General features: G+C 38.5%; 14 protein-coding genes. 7 read left to right on the top strand and 7 right to left on the bottom strand.

The window, feature by feature from the left end:
- Positions 1-24 precede the first annotated feature (24 nt).
- Positions 25-1,659 (top strand): ABC-F family ATP-binding cassette domain-containing protein, encoded by a 1,635-nt coding sequence (locus FAZ15_RS21545; protein WP_136903444.1) that lies wholly within the window; start codon positions 25-27, stop codon positions 1,657-1,659.
- A 265-nt stretch (positions 1,660-1,924) separates the two neighbouring features.
- Here FAZ15_RS21545 and FAZ15_RS21540 read toward each other — a convergent pair whose 3' ends face one another.
- Both FAZ15_RS21540 and FAZ15_RS21535 read right to left on the bottom strand, forming a co-directional pair.
- Positions 1,925-5,569 (bottom strand): ABC transporter permease/M1 family aminopeptidase, encoded by a 3,645-nt coding sequence (locus tag FAZ15_RS21540; RefSeq protein ID WP_136903443.1) that lies wholly within the window; start codon positions 5,567-5,569, stop codon positions 1,925-1,927.
- The gene (locus FAZ15_RS21535) at positions 5,562-6,446 is read right to left on the bottom strand and encodes an ABC transporter ATP-binding protein (protein ID WP_136903442.1); all 885 of its coding nucleotides are present in this window, start codon (positions 6,444-6,446) and stop codon (positions 5,562-5,564) included. The genes FAZ15_RS21540 and FAZ15_RS21535 overlap by 8 nt, the downstream gene beginning before the upstream one ends.
- Positions 6,447-6,541: 95 nt before the next feature.
- Between FAZ15_RS21535 and FAZ15_RS21530 the strand changes: the two genes are divergently transcribed.
- Positions 6,542-7,075 carry a YceI family protein gene (locus FAZ15_RS21530; protein WP_136903441.1) on the top strand — a complete coding sequence of 178 codons (534 nt, stop codon included), beginning with the start codon at positions 6,542-6,544 and terminating at the stop codon, positions 7,073-7,075.
- Positions 7,076-7,101: 26 nt separating this feature from the next.
- Here FAZ15_RS21530 and FAZ15_RS21525 read toward each other — a convergent pair whose 3' ends face one another.
- The 3 genes from FAZ15_RS21525 to FAZ15_RS21515 form a co-directional block, all read right to left on the bottom strand.
- Complete coding sequence (locus FAZ15_RS21525; RefSeq protein WP_136903440.1) at positions 7,102-8,424, bottom strand: hypothetical protein; 1,323 nt, start codon at positions 8,422-8,424, stop codon at positions 7,102-7,104.
- A 16-nt stretch (positions 8,425-8,440) separates the two neighbouring features.
- Entirely contained in the window at positions 8,441-10,483 is a 2,043-nt protein-coding gene (locus tag FAZ15_RS21520; protein ID WP_136903439.1) for a hypothetical protein, read from the bottom strand.
- 136 nt (positions 10,484-10,619) lie between these two features.
- Positions 10,620-11,294: a hypothetical protein gene (locus FAZ15_RS21515; protein WP_136903438.1), complete on the bottom strand. Its 675-nt coding sequence runs from the start codon at positions 11,292-11,294 to the stop codon at positions 10,620-10,622.
- A 199-nt stretch (positions 11,295-11,493) separates the two neighbouring features.
- Between FAZ15_RS21515 and FAZ15_RS21510 the strand changes: the two genes are divergently transcribed.
- The 3 genes from FAZ15_RS21510 (at position 11,494) to FAZ15_RS21500 (ending at position 14,595) form a co-directional block, all read left to right on the top strand.
- The gene (locus tag FAZ15_RS21510) at positions 11,494-12,243 is read left to right on the top strand and encodes a 5'-nucleotidase C-terminal domain-containing protein (protein ID WP_136903437.1); all 750 of its coding nucleotides are present in this window, start codon (positions 11,494-11,496) and stop codon (positions 12,241-12,243) included.
- A complete protein-coding gene (locus FAZ15_RS21505; protein WP_136903436.1) occupies positions 12,218-13,180 on the top strand; it encodes a bifunctional metallophosphatase/5'-nucleotidase in 963 nt (320 codons plus the stop codon). The genes FAZ15_RS21510 and FAZ15_RS21505 overlap by 26 nt, the downstream gene beginning before the upstream one ends.
- A 200-nt stretch (positions 13,181-13,380) precedes the next feature.
- Positions 13,381-14,595, top strand: coding sequence for an MFS transporter (locus FAZ15_RS21500; RefSeq protein WP_136903435.1), 1,215 nt, complete (start codon positions 13,381-13,383; stop codon positions 14,593-14,595).
- Between the two features lie 13 nt (positions 14,596-14,608).
- Here the strand turns inward: FAZ15_RS21500 and recR are convergent, their stop codons facing one another.
- The gene (gene recR / locus FAZ15_RS21495; protein ID WP_136903434.1) at positions 14,609-15,223 is read right to left on the bottom strand and encodes a recombination mediator RecR; all 615 of its coding nucleotides are present in this window, start codon (positions 15,221-15,223) and stop codon (positions 14,609-14,611) included.
- Positions 15,224-15,278: 55 nt separating this feature from the next.
- On the opposite strand from recR, the gene FAZ15_RS21490 reads away from it, so the two are divergent.
- Together FAZ15_RS21490 and FAZ15_RS21485 are read left to right on the top strand one after the other, a co-directional pair.
- Entirely contained in the window at positions 15,279-15,983 is a 705-nt protein-coding gene (locus FAZ15_RS21490) for an LOG family protein (protein ID WP_136903433.1), read from the top strand.
- Positions 15,984-16,159: 176 nt separating this feature from the next.
- Entirely contained in the window at positions 16,160-16,384 is a 225-nt protein-coding gene (locus tag FAZ15_RS21485; protein WP_136903432.1) for a hypothetical protein, read from the top strand.
- A 194-nt stretch (positions 16,385-16,578) separates the two neighbouring features.
- Here the strand turns inward: FAZ15_RS21485 and FAZ15_RS21480 are convergent, their stop codons facing one another.
- Positions 16,579-19,791: a TonB-dependent receptor gene (locus FAZ15_RS21480; protein ID WP_136903431.1), complete on the bottom strand. Its 3,213-nt coding sequence runs from the start codon at positions 19,789-19,791 to the stop codon at positions 16,579-16,581.
- Between the last annotated feature and the right edge of the window lie 40 nt (positions 19,792-19,831).

The raw sequence follows: 19,831 nt of genomic DNA, 5'->3' as shown, positions 1-19,831 counted from the left end.
GAGAATAAACCGTATCTTTGCGACATGATTAATGTTTCTAATTTATCGCTTCGCTTTGGCAAACGTGTGCTATTCGAAGACGTAAACTTAAAATTTACTACCGGAAATTGTTATGGTATTATCGGGGCAAATGGAGCCGGAAAATCTACATTCCTAAAAATTATATCTGGTGAGGTAGATCCAAGTACTGGATCAGTTGCTTTCACTCCCGGCGAACGTATGTCGGTGTTGAACCAAAATCACTATCAATTCGATGAATTCCCTGTTATTGAAACAGTAATGATGGGAAATCAGGAATTGTATAAGGTGATGAAAGAAAAAGACGCGATCTATATGAAAGAGGACTTCTCTGATGCGGATGGCGAGCGCGCCGGAGAATTAGAGAGCTTATTTGCCGAAATGGATGGATGGAACGCCGAAAGTAATGCCGCTACCCTTTTGAGTAATTTGGGAATCAAAGAAGATCTTCATTACAAATTAGTAAAGGAATTGGACGGTAACGAAAAAGTTCGTGTTTTATTAGCGCAGGCCTTGTTCGGAAAACCAGATATCTTAATTCTGGATGAGCCCACCAATGATCTGGATATCAATACGATTGCTTGGTTAGAAGATTTCTTAGCCAGCTATGAAGCTATTGTATTAGTTGTATCCCATGATCGTCACTTCTTGGATGCTGTATGTACACATATCGTAGATATCGACTTTAGCAAAATGTCGATCTACTCGGGTAATTACACATTCTGGTATGAATCTTCTCAATTAGCCCTGAAACAACGTACCGATCAGAATAAGAAAATGGAGGATAAGGTTAAGGAACTGCAAGAGTTTATCCGTCGTTTTTCGGCCAATGCTTCTAAATCAAAACAAGCTACCTCACGTAAGAAAGCGTTGGATAAGATCAACATTGATGAGATCAAACCTTCCAATCGGAAGTATCCGGCAATTATGTTCAATACGATGGATCGCGAACCAGGAGATCAAATCTTGCAAGTCGAGGGGTTAAGCAAAACCATAAATGGTGAAGTCTATTTCAAGGACATCAGTTTTATGATCAACAAAGGCGATAAAATTACTGTTCTTGCAGAAAATTCACTTGTCACTTCTGCTTTTTACGATATACTTGCTGGCCGTGATAAAGATTATAAAGGAGAATTCAAATGGGGTATAACCATTACACCTGCCGATATGCCCATCGAAAATGCCAGCTTTTTCGACGGAAAAACGGATAATTTAATTGACTGGTTGCGCGACTATACGACTAAACCAGATGCCGATGAACAATTTATTCGGGGTTTTTTGGGCAAAATGTTATTTTCAGGTGAAGAAGTGCTGAAAAAATGTTCGGTACTATCCGGAGGTGAAAAAATGCGCTGTATGTTCTCCAGAATGATGCTCCAGGGAGCAAACTTCTTGTTATTTGATGAACCTACGAATCACCTGGATTTGGAGTCGATCACCGCACTGAACAACGGCATGAAAGATTTTAAAGGATCTATGTTATTTACTTCACGTGACCACGAACTAACAGAAACAGTCGCCAACCGCGTTATCGAATTAACACCAAACGGTATTATCGATAAGTTGATGAGTTACGATGAATATATCAATTCGGACGTCGTAAAAGCACAACGGGAAGAGTTATATGCTATAAAAAGGTAAAAGACCAATCTATTTCGACTGGAGCGAAGCGCCTTTAACGTCATTGTGATGAGCGCAGCGAGGGAAGCAATCTGAAAATGTTATAAACGCAGATTGGTTTCCTTCGGAGCTGCTTCGCGGTCGTCATTCTTCTTCGCAATGACGCGTTTTTTCAAATATTCAAAGGTCTTTTAAACATCGTCCTTTTAAAAAGATCAAGAGCCTATCCAATTACAATGAGGTCAAAGCGATCGGCAAAAAAGGCTTTATTAAATAAAAACTGCTTCTAAATCTTCTTCCGATTGTCATCCGAATCCGTATCAATCAATTTGTTGTAGGGATCGACTCCCACTTCTATCGGCTTTTCCGACACATAAAGCGTGATCTTATTGTTGACTTTATCGATTTTATGCTTTGCTAAATAAAGTTGGTGATCCACCTTAAATTTCCCCTGTACTTTTTGCTCACCGAAAACACCTATTTCGATGTAATCCTGAAGCGGAAGCGACAGTAACTCTTTTTTATCCTTCCTACCGTTTATAGCAGTACCTTTTATATCTTCATAACTGCGTTTCCCTTTTTCATCCGTACGGTATTTCGACACGTTGAATTCAATATCTACCTGATAACTGTTATCTGCTATTTTCTTAGATGTTACTTTGTGGATGGCATTGTCGTACAACGTTATGGTTTCGAACATATCCTGCACCAAGTACTGCAGTGAATCCGGAGTTCTTTCCTTCAGTAATTTAACAAATTCAATAGACGTGGTATAAGGTGCTTCTTGAAAAGCAGTTCGACCGATATATTCCTTCAAAAAGGAATTGAAATTATTTTCACCTAAATAATCACTCATCGTGTACATCACCACTGCTCCCTTATTGTAATGTATATATTGTTGGTTCTCATTATACATCAACGGGTTCTCCTTCAGTTTTTCACCCGCTCGACCAGACAGATAGTTATCCAACGATTCTTTCAAGAACTTTCGCATCTGACCTTTCCCATAGGTATGCTCCAATACTTTGAGCGAACTGTATTCAGCCATCGATTCGGAAAGCATAGTGACTCCTTTTACTTTCGCTCCTATTACCTGATGTGCCCACCATTGATGCGCTAATTCATGTGAAATAACACTGTAAGGGTAGTCAACCTTGTTCGGATCCTCCTCGTCCACTTTGGCAATGAAGCCAATACTTTCTGAGAAAGGCACTGTATTGGCAAAAGCTTGCGCAAATGTGCCGTGGGTTTTCGGAAATTCAATGATCCGCATTTGTTCAAACTGATAGGGACTAAATTGCGATGAATAATAATCAAACGATTTCTTCATCGAAGCCATGATGCGATCGAGATTATATTCATGCCCCTTATGATAGTATATTTCGAGATTTACCCCTTTCCATTTCTCTTTCCTAACTTCATATCTAGCCGAAACAAAAGAATAAAAATTCAACATCTCCTTGTCCATTTTATAATGGAAATATCGTCGTCCTCCCGTCGTCCATTCCTTCTGTAGGTAACCAGGGGCAAGTGCGATTTGATCCACGGATGTACCTACGGTTGTCTCAAAACTGATCCAATCCGCGTCATTCGAAATATAGGTATTTTGTAACGCCAGTGTATCCGTAGTTTCCGCCATACGTTCTTTTTCGGGCAACCCATACTTCTTACGAATATCATTGTCTACCAATTCCATAGCTTCGTTATAACCCAAAGAAGGGAATATGCTATTATTCAAAAAGGTACCATTTCGCAAGATTTCAGACTGGTCAAACAAGAAATTATTCGGTTTATTTTTTACGACACTCGTAATTAATAGCGTATCCCCGGGCTGTAGTGTCCTACCTAGTTCGTACATATCGAAATTAAAAACCGTATCAATAGAAATAGCTTTAGCCCCATCCCCGAGTTGAATAGATTGTAAATTATCCCCGTGATCAATAAATAGGGTATCAATAGATGTCGCACTTTTATTGACTGCTTTATAAATAATCACGGCATCGTAATTCCGTTCATCGGGAAAGATATTCAGGTCGACTTTGACGTCCACAATTCGTGGTTGTGCATAATGTTCATATCGTTTATAGATCTTTTCATAGGATACAGCTTCCTTTTCCCTATCCTGCGCTGACACATAACGGTTCACTACATTATTCTGGTAATATATGGCAGTTCCCAGTCCGAAAAAAGCACTGAGAAAAAACCCAATCGACACGCCTACGTACGGACGCATTCTTTGAAATGCAACGGACACACGCTCCTTAACGCCAGTCAGTATTCCCCTACGCCAAAATAACAACGTAAATCCTACCAAAACACCACTAAATAACAACCAGTACAACCGATAGTAGAGATAAGTACGGATCTCTCCATAGCCGTTCATATCGGAATAATTATACCTTGGCCCTGTATTGAATTTAAAAATGCTTTGTTCTATTCCGATTTTAGACAACATTGGTGTACCGATAATAATTACCAGACAAACAAAGAACCCAACGAAATAATTTTTAAAGAAGGATTGGACAAATAGCGCAAAAGCGATGAGGACGAGATATCGAAGCATATCCAAGAAAAAAAGCTCTGTGATATAATGTCCAATCTCAAACTGATAGAAGCCTGCATACGACTGGTAGGCAATTCCCGAGAACATACTGATTAACAACACCAGGACAGTCATTTTGACCAGGGCAATAAACTTAGTAAGAAAAAGAACCCAGTTAGGCACAGCTGTGGCATCTAACATATTTGCCATCCTTGCGTTTTCAGACCTTTGTATCAACATGCCAGCAAAGAGAAAGATCAGAATCTGTAAAAAGAAAGAATACATATTACCTAGCGTATTTAGCATTTTCCAAGTCACCGGATACGTTTCCGTTCCAAATAGCTGAGCCGTTACACCAGCGGTCACCCATACCATTAAAACGGTTATGATCATAATCACAATGAACGTCCAATTCCTAACGACGTATTTAAAATCATAATGGGAAAGACTCCACGCTGTTTTCAACCGCGACCAAAAAGAATAGTTGAATGTAACCTGTGGTAATTTTATCCTCACGAGCCCCCCAAAATTATTTTTAGTGAAACGTACTCCGCGCTGTTTTCTAGAAAAGATCAATGCAGATTGGGTAAATGCAAACCATCGATATACCGTCAACATAATCCCGACAGCTACACTAAGCCAAATCAGCCTATTATATAAGACCACTCCAAAGAAAGGTAAATTGCGTGTATTCTGCTCCTCCACTGTCCAATATTTGGTATAATAACTAATTGGTTCCAAACCAAAGGGATCAAATAAAGCCGTAAGATAGCGGTTATCCATATTTGCGGTTAACTGTTCTAAAAAGGCTTGTAGTACAAATAATAACAAAATAAAGATAAAACCAATGTATATATTCCGCGCAAAGGTCACGATCGCAAATACGATCGAACCAAAAAACAGGAGATTAGGAATAACAAACAAGACTAAAGCTTGTAAATATGCCCATGCACTGTTAGGGCCTATTAAGTCTTTATTTACACCGGGGAGAAATTGTGCCAGAAAAAATCCGATTATTGTGGTTGATGTAATCAATACGGTTATGATTATCGAACTCAAAAACTTCGCCGACAAGTAGGATAATTTGGTCAACGGATAGGAAAACACCACCTGGTGTACATTGTATTGAAAATCACGATATACAGCTGCCCCTACGATAGTCGGCAATAAAAAATAAACAAATGTCGTAAATGAATTCAGGAATCCACTAACATTTAGTGGTGAGTTTACATAAACCGGACTAGAAGTGGTCGAAGAGACCATATCGAAGACACCTAACGCCGAAGCCATCACCAAAACGGAAACCGCAAAGAAAACGAAGCTGTACACGTAAAATACAGGTGTATTAAGCCAGCGTCTTATTTCGAAAAAGAATATCGTACTAAACATTAGATTGATCACTTTTAAGTGTTACAAAATAAACGTCTTCCAGTAATGGTTTTGTCGACACAAAATTATCTCCCGGAAGAATGTCGCTATATACGCGAACATTTAATGTATTGTCTTGATTGTAATTGGTAAAAATTACGTTATGGTTTGAATTAATTTCGTCAAATTCATCACGCTGGATTGTGCAAGTCCAAATTTTCCCTTCTAATGAAGCTTCACCATCTTGTTTGGATCCTCTATATAATACCTTTCCTCCATTGATAATCGCCAATTCGTGGCATAATTCACGAACATCATCGACAATATGCGTAGAAAAAATAACGGTATGATTTGTACCGATTTCACGCAGGACATTGAGAAAGCGATGTCGTTCCGCAGGATCCAGACCCGCGGTAGGTTCATCCACGATAATGAGTTTTGGGTTATTGAGCAACAGTTGAGCGATGCCAAATCGTTGTTTCATACCTCCGGAATAGCTGCTTACATTTTTTCGTCTCACCTCATATAAATTGGTAATGTGCAACACTTCATCCACTATTTTTTTTCGATCAATACGATTAGGAATTCCTTTAAGCTGAGCAAAGTAATGAAGTAGTTCTTCAGCTGTTAAGTTAGGATACACACCAAATTCCTGTGGCAGATACCCCAACACTTTGCGCAGGGACATTTGATCTTCGAGCACATTTATTTCATCAAAAAAAATGGAACCGGAATCGGGCGTCTGCAAAGTCGCAATAGTACGCATGAGAGATGATTTTCCAGCCCCATTTGGCCCCAATAAACCAAACATACCTACCCCGATTTCTAAATCTAAATTATCTAAAGCTTTTACACCGTTGCTGTAGGTTTTTGTCAGTTGTTTAATTTTTAAACTCATATTTCAGTTTTGATCCATGTTCATATAACTAGTTAGTAGAATTAAATTTATATTTGTTACAGCGTAATCGCTATGAAAACAAAAAAAAACAAAAGATGAAAACAACCAAACTCCTCACCCTCGGTATACTGTTCCTTATACTCGGTACTTCGGCCATGTATTCTATCGTCGATTGGAAAATTATTGACAACGATTACATCATTAAATTTGAAACAAAAAAAGCAAGTGGAACTATCGGCGGATTAAAAGGAACAGTCCATTTTGACCCCGATAATCTTGCCAGAGCCGACATGGACGTTAACGTCGACGTTAACACCTTGAATCTCGGAAATCGTCTAAAAACCAAACATGCCAAAGCCGATGATTTCTTCGATGTGGAACAATATCCTACTATTCATTTCAAATCGACCGAATTCAAAAAAGTAAGCAATGGTTATGAAGTAAATGGCAATTTAACAATCAAATCCACGACAAAGCCCATAAGTATTTTGTTTGCTTTTGATCCTAACGCAGTTAAGCCTACTTTTCTAGGTAATTTTGAGCTAAACAGATTGGATTATGGATTGACAGGAAAAGGCAGTGTTGGTGAAATCTTAAAGGTAAATATAAAAGTACCTGTTAGTAAATAATCTACTCGCTAACAGGTACCAGGTCTTTATCTTATCAATTGATACATACTATGTATCTGTGATTGTGTGAAGATAACTTGACCCCATATAGAAGATGCATTAGGTGCTACGTATGTGGCATCCAATTCTATTCTGTGAATATATTCGGGTAACGAAAGCCCGTCCAAAAGCAACTTTTCATTTTTCATGTTCTGCATGACGAAGGAAAAATAAGCATCATTGTCAACTAATTGCTCTTGTAACCCGAAGTCGGCAGACGTAGCAAGTCCGATCATATCGGCCTTTATCTTTTTCGTGAATTTATAAAATATCTTTTCCGGTAAATAACTAGCTAGATGAGGAGAAGCCTTGACCGTGATCTGCAGGTTTGGCACCAGCTCCTCCCTCAACTCCTTTTTCTCCGTCATCTCAAAGTTCTCGTCCATTTCGTAAGCGATTATCGTGTCAGTTTGTACTACACCGCCTTGTTTCCATTGCATGTCTATATATCCGCCGAAATAGCGTTGCAAAGTATCTACAGGGATTTTGAAATTGGCTAAGGTCGACTGATATTTTTGCATAAGTGGGCGAAGATCTGCATCCAATGCCACGTTCAGGATATTATTTTCATGCAGTATACGTTTTCTGGCTTTTGCATTGGCTCTCCATAACGTGGAATACAATAGTCCTTCCACCTGTATTTTTCCGTTCTGGAAATCAACCTTTAAACGGGTGCTATCATGGAGATTGTTATACAGGATATCCGACTTTGTTGCAAGGAAATCCGTACCTGCAATAGCGCTCATGTTTACCAAATCGCCATTCTCATTTGTCAATAAATGTTGCATGCGTTCCCGTCGATCACTAGTGCTAGTTCCTACAGAGAGAATAAAATTACGTTCATTGCTTAACAAGGCAATTCTTTTGTCTTTGGAAACCAAATACGAAAGATCTGTCGGGTCGAGAAGCGAATCCACATGGATGCCCAGACTTTGGAGGGCAAACGCACGAAAGCGTTGGGCATTGTTTATTTTCTGCAGACTGTAAAAGACAGCAGAGTCTTCCGGAGTTGAAAAAAATATAAGTCGAGCAGGGACGGACCATCCAGACTGCCAGATCTTAATCCGTTTTACAACCTCATCTTCCGATTGCCCGGAAGTATCCTTTCCGAAATAGGTAAAAGGATGCATTACCGCATTTGTAGCTATCTCTCCCAGTAATCGATCGACAGAAATCTGAATCAGCGCATCACTTTCCTTATGCACTTGTGCATCCAACGACTTTTCTGCTCTAACACTAAAAAAAATCCAAATCCCTACAATAAGAAGAAGTAAAACAATTAGGAGTCCAAAGAAAAATTTTCGCATCATACTACTGTCCTTCTTTTTATCGAGTGACGGCCACCCGTTCTAATAAATCTATCAAAAAGTATAGCGCATTTTTACCCTTTTTTGGAAATTCAATTCCCAGTTCACCTTGGAAACTATTTCCCTTCATACCCGGAGATATCATATAAAAATCACCATACTGTGCGAGATCAGACGTGAGGTTATCCAAGTCTCTCGATACCGGAAGATCCAAATCTGCTATTAATGTCGGTATTTTGTTCACATGGAATAGAGCCGCAAATCGATTCTTCTTCATCACCTTCCTACTAGGCCCATCTACATTAGGCTTGTATGTATTATTTTTAATGGCTGTGATCTGGTTTTCATCATTGCCCAAGAAAACGATACCATCTTTCATCAACACGTAGAAATTACTGAATTGACGAGACACTTTTCCAATTTTATAGATTCCGTTCTCCAGCAGTACTTCCTCCTGACGCACACCTAGCTCCAATAGCTGTTCGAAGATACGCATGTCATCTGAGGAAAACATCCATAAGAATTGTGGAATTTCGTCCATTTTTGTCTTTTCGATTTGCGTGTAGTTATAATCTTCATCGTATTCGTAATCGGTATAGGTAATTTCCTGTTTTGTTACACCATTAAGTACAAATAGATTGTCACCCTTGAATACTTTAGCTACGGCTTTCTCGTCTACGATAATATCAAACAGCGTAGCTCCGACCGTAAAAGCTTCTTGATACTGCGGCACAAAAGCTCCGTAATAGCGTTGAATATACTGTGGAATATACTTCAGATAAGCTTCCGAATTCATACTTAAAGACAAAAAGCCCAATGCATCCCAATCTAGGTATTTATACATTTTAGGATTGAGTTTCTTATCGTAAATTTTCTTAAATATTTTGGCGGTTTCCTGATCTAGATCCAATGCGCCGTGCAATTTCAATTTATTTTTGTCCACATCAAAAGATAAATTTGCCTGCTCGTACCCATATTTCAATTTAGAAAGTGATCCGATTCCAAATGCCTGTTCTATGATACCGGTAGGCATAAAATTTTGATACAGTTCATCGACACTCCTTATCCAATAATGTGCAACTGTATTCTTACTGGATTTTCCGGCAAATCCCTTAGGCGCCACGAAGGATTTATAATGACCTGTGATGATATTAGCCATCTCGGCATCGACCCATTCACTTGCAATCACCCCCTTTATAGAATCTGTTTCCGCTAACCATCTATAATATGCCATGCTAGTTTCATCCTGATAGATATCCTCCTGATTCTCATAGATCGAATACCCAATGGAATCCAACATATCATTATCGGTAATCGTATCATAATCGTCATATGAATCTATCATTATTAAATTACTATCACTAACTACATCATATTCGTCATATCCTATTGAAATAGAATCTGCTACATCATCGAATACAGCATAGGCTGTATCCGTAATATCAACCAACGTATCTACATAGTCGTATTCATATGCGGCATCTGCTGCAGCTTCGATGCTCTCTGCTACGGCGTCATCCGTATCGTAGTAATTATAATACGGGTTTTCTGTCAAACCATACCTCTCTTTGACATCTTCTCTGGCCAAGTAACTGTCTTTGACGACACCGGTCAGTACGTAAGCCGTATTTTCATCCCAGCTAATCCGAATACTGCGATCTACAGAATAAATAGTCTGCAAACCATCCACGACATGTACCTTCTTATGGCCGGGTATAAATGCTTGAAAGCGTTTAGCATCCGAAAGAGGAATCAGTGCACCTATAAACGTAACACTGTCAGCAAGACGAGTAAACACATATGATTTGGATATAAGATTGATACCTAGATCCTCAATCTGATAAATATCCTGTGATAGCGAATCGCTTAATTTTTTAAAAAAATCTAACTTGTTCAATGTCGTGTTGATATCTTTCGTATCCACCAATTGAAACAGATTCTTAGTGTCGAAAGTCGCTAGGAAATTAATATCGGCTGGAAGCTTTTTAAAATGATTTTGTGCACTGACCTGTGATAGCCCTATCAGAAATAAGAGTGTAGCAAAGAGAAGTTTTGTATTCATCCGTTTATATTATTATAGTTGATATTGTTCGTTATTTCTTAAGGCATCATTAATGCGCAAGCTCGGTTACCTTAGGTAATACACTTTGAAATCATTGAAAGTCCGATCGGGCCATGATATAAAGATTTTTCAAATTTTAATTAAGTACTATCGTATTAGAGAGATTTGTATTATCATTGATAAGATCCAGTATTCCTGTTTTTAGCATCACCGCTTTCCGATTCGCTGATATACTAGCCTTACTATTCTGTTGTTTTTTTACTGGATCCACAAATCGATATATACTCGTAAAATAAGCGTCGTTAAATACCTTTTGATTTTCTCCTTTCAATTTTAAAAACTCTTTTTTTGCATCTTGCGAGGCATTATATTTTCGAACAAATACCTTATTTGATGCATCGTAAGCATAGGTAGTGTAGCCCGATATATTGGTTTTAAATTTAGTAGACAAGGTCTTGGTAAATGCATTTAAAGCCGCTACGTTATTAAAATCACATTCCAGCGTCGCGATATAATTATTGAAATCCAAACTGGAATTCACATTGCTCACCCCTTTCGTTTGTTTAAGGATAAGGACGATATCATTCAGTTCCTTTTGGACTGTCGTCTTACTAGGCACCTTAATACCATTCACACTATCCAAAAGCATCAATGAGGCGACTTTGGTCTTGCTTTTACTCAAATTTAATGTTGCTTTTATTTTTCCGGCGCCATTGGATTGGAAATTGATTTCTTCGACGATATCGAAGCAGCTGCTGAGCGAAAATATAAGCATAATGGTTACGCTACTAAAAAAAAATCTCTTTAACATCAATGATAGTTTTATCTAGGGAGACAATCTACATGCCAAATTATCCCTAAATTATTTTCCTGCAAAGATAGAAAATAAAATAGTTCATTTGTTGAATTATCTGCGATGCAACATTACGATAACATTACAATATTTTAATGCGTTTGTTTTTGTTGCTACTGACTTTCTTCTTAGCTTCGTAGGTTGAATTACAAGTTCTATGCGCATCTTACATTTTTTAACGATTTCAGTTGCTGGGCTGTTTCTAATCGGCTGCAAGAGTCCCTATCTTGCCCGCGAAAACCGACCGATCACCTATACCATCAATGCAGGTTTGCCTGAAGACACGTCTATTGTAAGTTATTATGCCCCCTTTAAGACAGCCATGGAGAGCGAAATGAACCGGCAAATAGGTTTTTCAGAAAGATTCTTAAATAAAAGCCGCACGGAACCTGAATTTCTAGTAGGGAATTTCTTTGCCGATGCACTTCTGGAAATTGGAAAAAAAATTGATCCTACTGTAGAAATGTCATTTTCAACAAAAGGTGGCATACGTTCCGAACTGCAACAGGGTTCTGTAACCGTAGGTTCGATCTTCGAATTGATGCCGTTTGAAAATACGATCACCATATTAGAAATAAAAGGATCGGATCTGTTGATATTAGCTGATTTCATCGCTAGTACAGGAGGACAACCGATTGGGGGATTCAGCATAATGATAAAAGATGACCACCTGGAAAGTATTAGACTTCATGGTAAAACTATCGACCCAGAGAAATCGTATAAGTTGGTTACTTATGATTATTTAGCGAATGGCGGAGATAACGTAAAGGGGCTGAGCAATCCGTTAAAGCGTATTAATACACCTATCCTGGTACGGGAAGGTTTAATTGAATACGTAGAGCAGTTAACAAAAGAGAATAAGAAAATAAACACACAGCTTGATGGTAGAATTGCAATCATTAAATAGAAGGTCATTTATTCGAAAAATGTCAGCATTAGGCGCATTTTTCGCCTTTGATTATCATGTCAATAAGCTTGAAGCAAGCGCCAGAAGAGAAATACAGATTACCATTCTCCATACAAATGATGTCCATAGCCGTATCGAACCTTTCCCTATGGATGGGTCAAAAGTACAAGGTCTCGGTGGTGTCGCCCGCCGGAGCACTCTTATACAACAGATTCGTCAAGAGGAGAAAAACGTGATGTTATTTGATGCGGGTGATATGTTCCAAGGTACCCCCTATTTTAATTTATTTGAAGGCAAAGTCGAATTAGAATTAATGTCAAAACTCCGATACGACGCAGGAACGTTCGGTAATCACGAATTTGACAATGGCATAAATGGCATACTCAAGCATTTTGATAGCGCCCACTTCCCGTTCATCACATCGAATTATGATTTCTCCGATACAGCACTTGCCGGAAAAACAAAAGAGTATATCACCTTTGTGAAAGATGGCATAAAAATAGGTTTATTTGGATTAGGAGTAAATGTAGAAGGCTTAGTAGATCCCAATAACTATCTAGGAATGCGCTATTTAGATCCCTTAGAAGTTACAACACGTCTCACGGACAAATTAAAAAATGAATTAAAATGTGATTTGATAATTTGCTTATCACATTTGGGGTATGCTTATCAAGATGATACGATATCGGATTTAAAATTAGCCACCAGCACCAAAGATATTGATTTAATTATTGGCGGTCATACCCATACATTCTTGGACAGACCTACCGAGGTTAAAAATTTGGATGGCAAGATCACATTAGTTAATCAAGCGGGTTTCGGGGGTGCGAATTTAGGACGTATCGATTTCATATTCAATCCCGCTACGAAAAGCAAACGAACCGTATTCAATAATTACACCATATCTTCCGAAATGGATCGACAAATCGTAGCGTAATATATATTATAAATGCTATATTCGCAATCTTTTAAATTTATTTGCGGATGAACTTCGGGATTACACATTAAATATTGTCATCCTGAAGGATCTCTCAACTACCTAGCTTTTTAGATCCGTCCGCTCGCCAGTATGACAAAAACGCTAGGTTAACGACATCAACCGCAGACAGACAGCTAATGAGTTAGAATTATTTACGGATGAACACAATAATCCAGTTATATATAAAATCTTACAGAGGCCTATCTCCCGCCGCTTGGTTGCTGGCATTAGTCATGTTAATCAACCGTACTGGATCGATGGTAATTCCCTTTTTGGGAATTTATATGTCATCTGAATTAAATTTTAGCAAAACCCAGGTTGGATTAGTTTTAGGATGTTTTGGCCTCGGATCAGTATGTGGATCATGGCTAGGAGGCTGGCTAACCGACCGTTTTGGCAATTTCAAGGTGCAGACCTGGAGTTTAATCCTTACCATCCCCTTATTTCTGATCACTCCCCAGTTTCGAACATTCGAAAGTTTGGCACTGATGATATTTATACTAACATTGGTTGCTGATATCTTTAGACCGGCTAACTCGGTATCCGTAGCTAAATATGCCAAGCCTGAAAATATCACAAAAGCATACTCGTTAAATCGTATGGCTGTAAACCTTGGGTTCTCTATAGGCCCTGCTTTAGGTGGCTTTTTAGCAACCTTTTCTTACGATTGGATATTTTATGGAAATGCGATGGCCGCCGGTGTTGCCGCTCTCGTTTTTATCTATTTTTTTAAAGACAAGAAAGGTAATACTAAAATTGATCAACCGATCAGAGCAGAAATATCTCCCGACAAACCTGCAAAAAATGCCTATACCGATAGCCTATTTATATTATTCAATATCCTCTGTTGTCTTTTTTCAATGGCTTTTTTTCAGCTTCTAAGTACTTTACCGCTATTCTATAAAGATGCTTATGCCATGAACGAAAGTCAAATAGGACTTATTTTAGGTTTTAGCGGTTTTGTTATTGTACTATTTGAAATGGTACTAGTTCATCTCGTAGAGCACCGCTTTACTGTAAAACAAATCATGTTTTGGGGAACAGCTATAGCCGGTTTTTCCTACTGGATGTTGAATTTAGATTTTGGAATTATGTGGCTATATCTCGCGATGTTCTTCCTATCCGTTGGTGAAATGCTTACCTTGCCGTTTACGGCCACCATTGCCATACAACGGGCTTCGTTGCAAAATCAAGGTGCCTATATGGGATTCAATTCTTTGGCATTTGCGGCGGCAAATATTGTATCTCCTTTTCTTGGAACATTTACAGCAGAACATTTCGGTTACAATACACTATGGACTATTACAGGCTTTATCCTTATATGCACCAGCTTTGGATTCATCTGGGTCATTACAAAGATGAAGAGCGAATAAAAGATCTTATTCCTTAGCTCACATTTCTTTCATAAGGCACTCGTGTGGCGATAGATCTACCCAATGTAATTTCGTCCACGTACTCCAATTCACCACCAAACGCAATACCCCTTGCAATCGTGCTGACTTGTACATTGAACTCCTTCAGTTTACGATAAAGATAAAATATGGTAGTATCGCCCTCCATCGTAGCACTCAAGGCTAAAATAACCTCGTTGATCTCCCCCTTTCTTAGTCGATCGATCAGTCCCTCTATCTTAAGATCGGCAGGCCCTATCCCATCCATCGGAGAAATCAATCCGCCAAGAACATGATACACCCCTTGGTACTGATTTGTATTTTCGATAGCCATCACATCGCGTGTATCTTCTACCACACATATTGTTGATTTATCCCGCTTTAACGACTGGCATATCTCACATATCGCTTCATCTGATATGTTGAAACAAGTGCTACAGTATTTAATATTTTCTTTAAGATTACTTAGGGACTGTGTAAAGCGAGATACCTCCATATCCGATTGCTTTAGCAAATGCAAAACCAATCTTAATGCTGTCTTCCTTCCAATCCCTGGCAGTCTACCAAACTCATCAACAGCTTGCTCTAATAATTTCGACGAGAAATTCATGGGGTAAAAATATATAAAAATTATTATATTGTGAACATAACAATATTTATAAAGAATGGCTAAAGAAGATAAAATAAGAAATTCATTTGCCAATAAAACTTGGCAAGAAATCAAAGTAAAAGACTCCTGGCAGATTTTTAAAATCATGGCCGAGTTTGTAGACGGGTTCGAAAAGTTAGCTAAAATAGGTCCTTGTGTATCTATATTCGGATCCGCACGTACAGCAGACGAAAATAAATATTACGAGATGACGGTAGAGATAGCCCGATTATTAGCCGAAAAGGGCTATGGTGTCATTTCGGGTGGTGGTCCAGGAATTATGGAAGCCGCAAATAAAGGAGCATACAATGCAGGAGGTAAATCAGTTGGTTTGAATATTGACCTACCGTTCGAGCAATTTCACAACAAATATATAGACCGCGACAAATTATTGGAATTCAATTATTTCTTCGTTCGTAAAGTCATGTTTATGAAGTATTCGCAGGGCTATATTGTTATGCCTGGAGGGTTTGGTACGATGGACGAATTATTTGAAGCGATCACACTTATTCAAACCGGAAAGATTGCCCGGTTTCCGATTGTATTAGTCGGAAAGGCATACTGGGGTGGCCTTATCGACTGGATTAAAAACACCATGCTTACAGAAAAGAATATCAGCGCAGAAGATTTAAATCTCTACCGATTGGTCGACACACCCGAAGAAGCGGTCGAACATATTTTCCGTTTCTACGATAAATATTTGTTGAAACCGAATTTTTAATCATACGAGGTTATTTCTTTCAAAAAATACATCTTGCTTTTACGCAATTTTCTATCTATTAAACTACTAATTTGTTGACCTGTTTAAAAAAAACTAAACAAAAGCGGTTTTAAGATGTTGATTAATTAACATCGAAGATGAAAACACAAATTTCGAACTTTAAAAGGAGGATTACTATGAGTACGCAAGAGAACGAAAAAGATCTAGAGAAAGCAGAAGAATTAAAGAGATTAAAAGCTGAACAAGAAACTCAAGAAAAGCAAGAAGAAGAGGATAACGAAACATCAACCGAAAGAAAAGGAGACGGATATGTTCCTCCCGCGCCTGAAATTCCCTCTGCGAGAAATACGCGAGAACATGGTGGTCCGATCATAAATCGGGAACCGGGTGGGTTACGGTGAATTAATGTAAAAAGATCCCCCTTCCGAAAATTTGGAAGGGGGAGTTATTTAATTAATCTATTAAATTTTCAGATATCGTTAAAAAGAATAAGTTACATCTAATATTAAAATGCCTATCCGCTGGGAATAAAATATAGAAGGGCAGTGTTTCGATGAACAATTCGTTTCCATTTTTTAATTTAACAAATTAAAGATTAGTTGAAAATATAACGCACACCAATTTGTGCAGACCATCTAGAAGATATAGCTTGTACAACATAAGGTTTTTCATTGTTTAACGTTTCACGCAACTTATAGCGAGGCGTATTTGTTCCAGGTTCAAAGCTATCAAACTGAATTATACGAGCTTCATTGTCCCAAAAACTACCAGAACCGGTATACATTTTACCCCAATCGCTGTTTAATAAATTTCCAAAATTCATAATATCAATTGACAATTGAAGTTTATTCTTTGTATTTCCAATATTGGCAATTAAATCTTGCATAATCTTAACGTCAAACTGATGAGAGAAAGGTGTTCTAGCGCCATTTCTTTCAGCATATTTACCTCTGTTTTTATTAAGATATTTATCATTTTGTATATAATTATCCAAAATAGTCCATTGCGCCTCTGGTGTAAGATCGCCATTTGTCACAAATTGAATATCTGATTGACTTTGTGGAATATACATCAATGAATATTGATTTGACGCACTACTCGTAGCATGTCTTCCTGGATCTCCTTGTATCAAATAGGAGTATCTAGCTCCAGACTGACCATTGTAAACCAATCCAACAGTTGTGCCCAGGTTACGTAAATATTCCTTATTAAACAATATAGTACCTAACACTCTAGAACCAGTGCTGAAAGGCGAATGACCGATTGTTGCGGAGTTTGTACCGTTTACCGTAGCTACACGATAGAAGTTTGATTGATTTTGAGAAGACGTTCCAGAAATCAAATCTTTAGATTCTGTGTATGTATAGGCCAACGATGTAAATAAGCCAAAATTAAAATTCTTTTGAACTGACGCAGTAGAAGACCAAGAATAACCTTTATTAACATTGCTAATTTCAATTACCTCCGTATAATTTGGCATTACACGGTTACTATTATATGCAGGATATAATAGACGATTATCAGCTCCTTCTAATTGACCAATCGGTGCAACCTTATTTAAATCTGTAAACTTGAATGAAGACACATTTTTTGAATACATAAAGTCTAGTGTACCTCGAATCCCAAACGGTAACTCCTGATCCACAGCGGCTGAAAAACGTGCTATTTGTGGAACTTTTAGATTTCTATTCATAACCGAAATATTCCCTGAAGGAGATCCAGCTGGTCCTTTTGGCTGATCTTCTACGTTAGGCACAAAATTGACTGTTGGAGCACCAGAAACACTTGTATTTACCCCACCCAATAAGACGCCATCTTGTGTATACGCACCAGAAGCCCAAACGAATGGAAAGCGAGAAGTAAATAACCCCATTCCACCACGAACAACCGTACTGCGGTCTCTATTTACGTCCCAGTTAAATCCTAATCTCGGAGAAAACATCAATGCTGCTTTGGGCATGCGATTAGTCTGAACATCGTGTTGTACGGCTATAATGGATTGATTAAAATCTGTGTTTTCTTGCGGCTTAGACGTATAAATTGGAATATCCAAACGAATACCTCCGATAATCTTCAAGTTATCCTGTACTTGAAACTCGTCTTGCACATAAAAGCCCAGCTGCATAGCTGATACGTCGGCCCCCGCTCTAGGATTGTCATTGTTGCTGTAGTTATAAGCAAAATTATTAGCTAAACCGCGCTCATAATTCTCCAAGGCTGTGAAAGGGTTACCTGTCGCAGGGTTTACATCAGAAACTGGTGAATCCCTAAATGTGTAAGATCCGAAAGCACTTCCAATAAATCCGTTATACATTTTATAAAACTCATTGTGCGTTCCAAAAGTTACTGCGTGCAATCCTGAATTCCAAGTTGTATTATTGGTTATTGTAAATACTTTTTGTGTTAGTAAATTGACAGTCGAAAATGCTTCAGGTCCTAAATTTATGCTACGGCTATTATCCATTTGAATGGCTACACGAGGTGCAGCTTGTCCTAACGAACCGCGATCGTCCAATACATCTGTATATCCGATCAATAAATTATTTGACCATGAATCGTTGAAACGACTATTTAAATCTAAAGTAGCCGAATGCGTTGTATGATCTTTGGCAATTCCTCCGTTAGAAAATGTTACAGATCTCTCCCCAATAGAACTTTGTAGATCTTTGGCTTGTACTAAACTATATCGCAACGCCAACTTGTGTTTATCGTTAATGTTATAGTCGATACGAGTAAAAATTTTATCAGAGTTGTTAGTAGAAGTCAGATCAGAATAGCTTCCAGGATCATAGCCATACCCTTTTGAGATGGCTAATGCTTTTTCAGCCTCCGCAACTGTAATCAACGATGCACCAGATCCTACTTCAAATGTAGCTGGTATACTATTTTCTGTCCGTTCGTAATTAGCGAAGAAGAACAATTTGTTTTTAATAATCGGCCCGCCAACACGAAAACCATATTGTCTTTCGTGAAAATCCGCTAGCTTAGTTGCTTCTTCATTTTCTTTTACAAGTGATTTCGGCGTTTTACCCGTTAAATCTTGATTTCTCGTATAGAAATAAGCCGAACCTTGCACTTCGTTGGTACCTGAACGAGTTACGGCAGATATACCGCCACCAGCAAAACCACTTGCCCTAACATCAAAAGGTGCAATTTGAACGGTCATTTGCTCAATAGCATCTAACGATATCGGACTAGTACCTGTTCCTCCGCCATTCGTTCCCGATGCATTTAGACCGAAAACGTCATTAGACACAGCACCATCAATCGTTAATTGATTAAAACGATTGTTTACCCCACCTATAGAAACTGAGCTACCTTTAACATCTGCCTGTGGCGTCAATCTTGTAAAATCATTAAGCCCCCGTGACACAGTAGGCAATGATGCTAACTGATTTTTAGATATTGATGTTTCTGCTCCAGTTTTTATTCCTCTACTTCGGGTACCAGTTATCGTTACCTCATCCAAAGCAGTCGCGCTATCTCCGAAAATCGGATTTAAGACAAATGGCTGTCCCAACTGTAAGTATACATCTTCGTATACAACCGGATCTTGCCCGATGTAGGTAATTGTCACCTGATAAGGACCTCCTACCCGCATACCATTAAGGTTAAATCTACCTACGCCGTTACTAGCGCCAGCATAAGTAGTACCAGAAGGCACATGAACAGCTTTAATAGAAGCGCCAGCCGTTGCTTGTCCAGACTGAGCCGTTACCACCCCCGTCATGCTACTTGTTGTAACCTGAGCCTGAATCGTACCGTAGCTGGCAAGAACCAAAGCAAAAAAGAGTAAAGATTTTTTCATATTTCTTTTAAATAGTTAAATCGAAAGCAAAATTAAGAAG

This window comes from Sphingobacterium olei (assembly GCF_005048855.1).
Taxonomy (GTDB): Bacteria; Bacteroidota; Bacteroidia; order Sphingobacteriales; family Sphingobacteriaceae; genus Sphingobacterium; species Sphingobacterium olei.
Note: the sequence above shows the minus strand (reverse complement) of the source record. Positions and strands in the feature narration are given on the sequence as shown.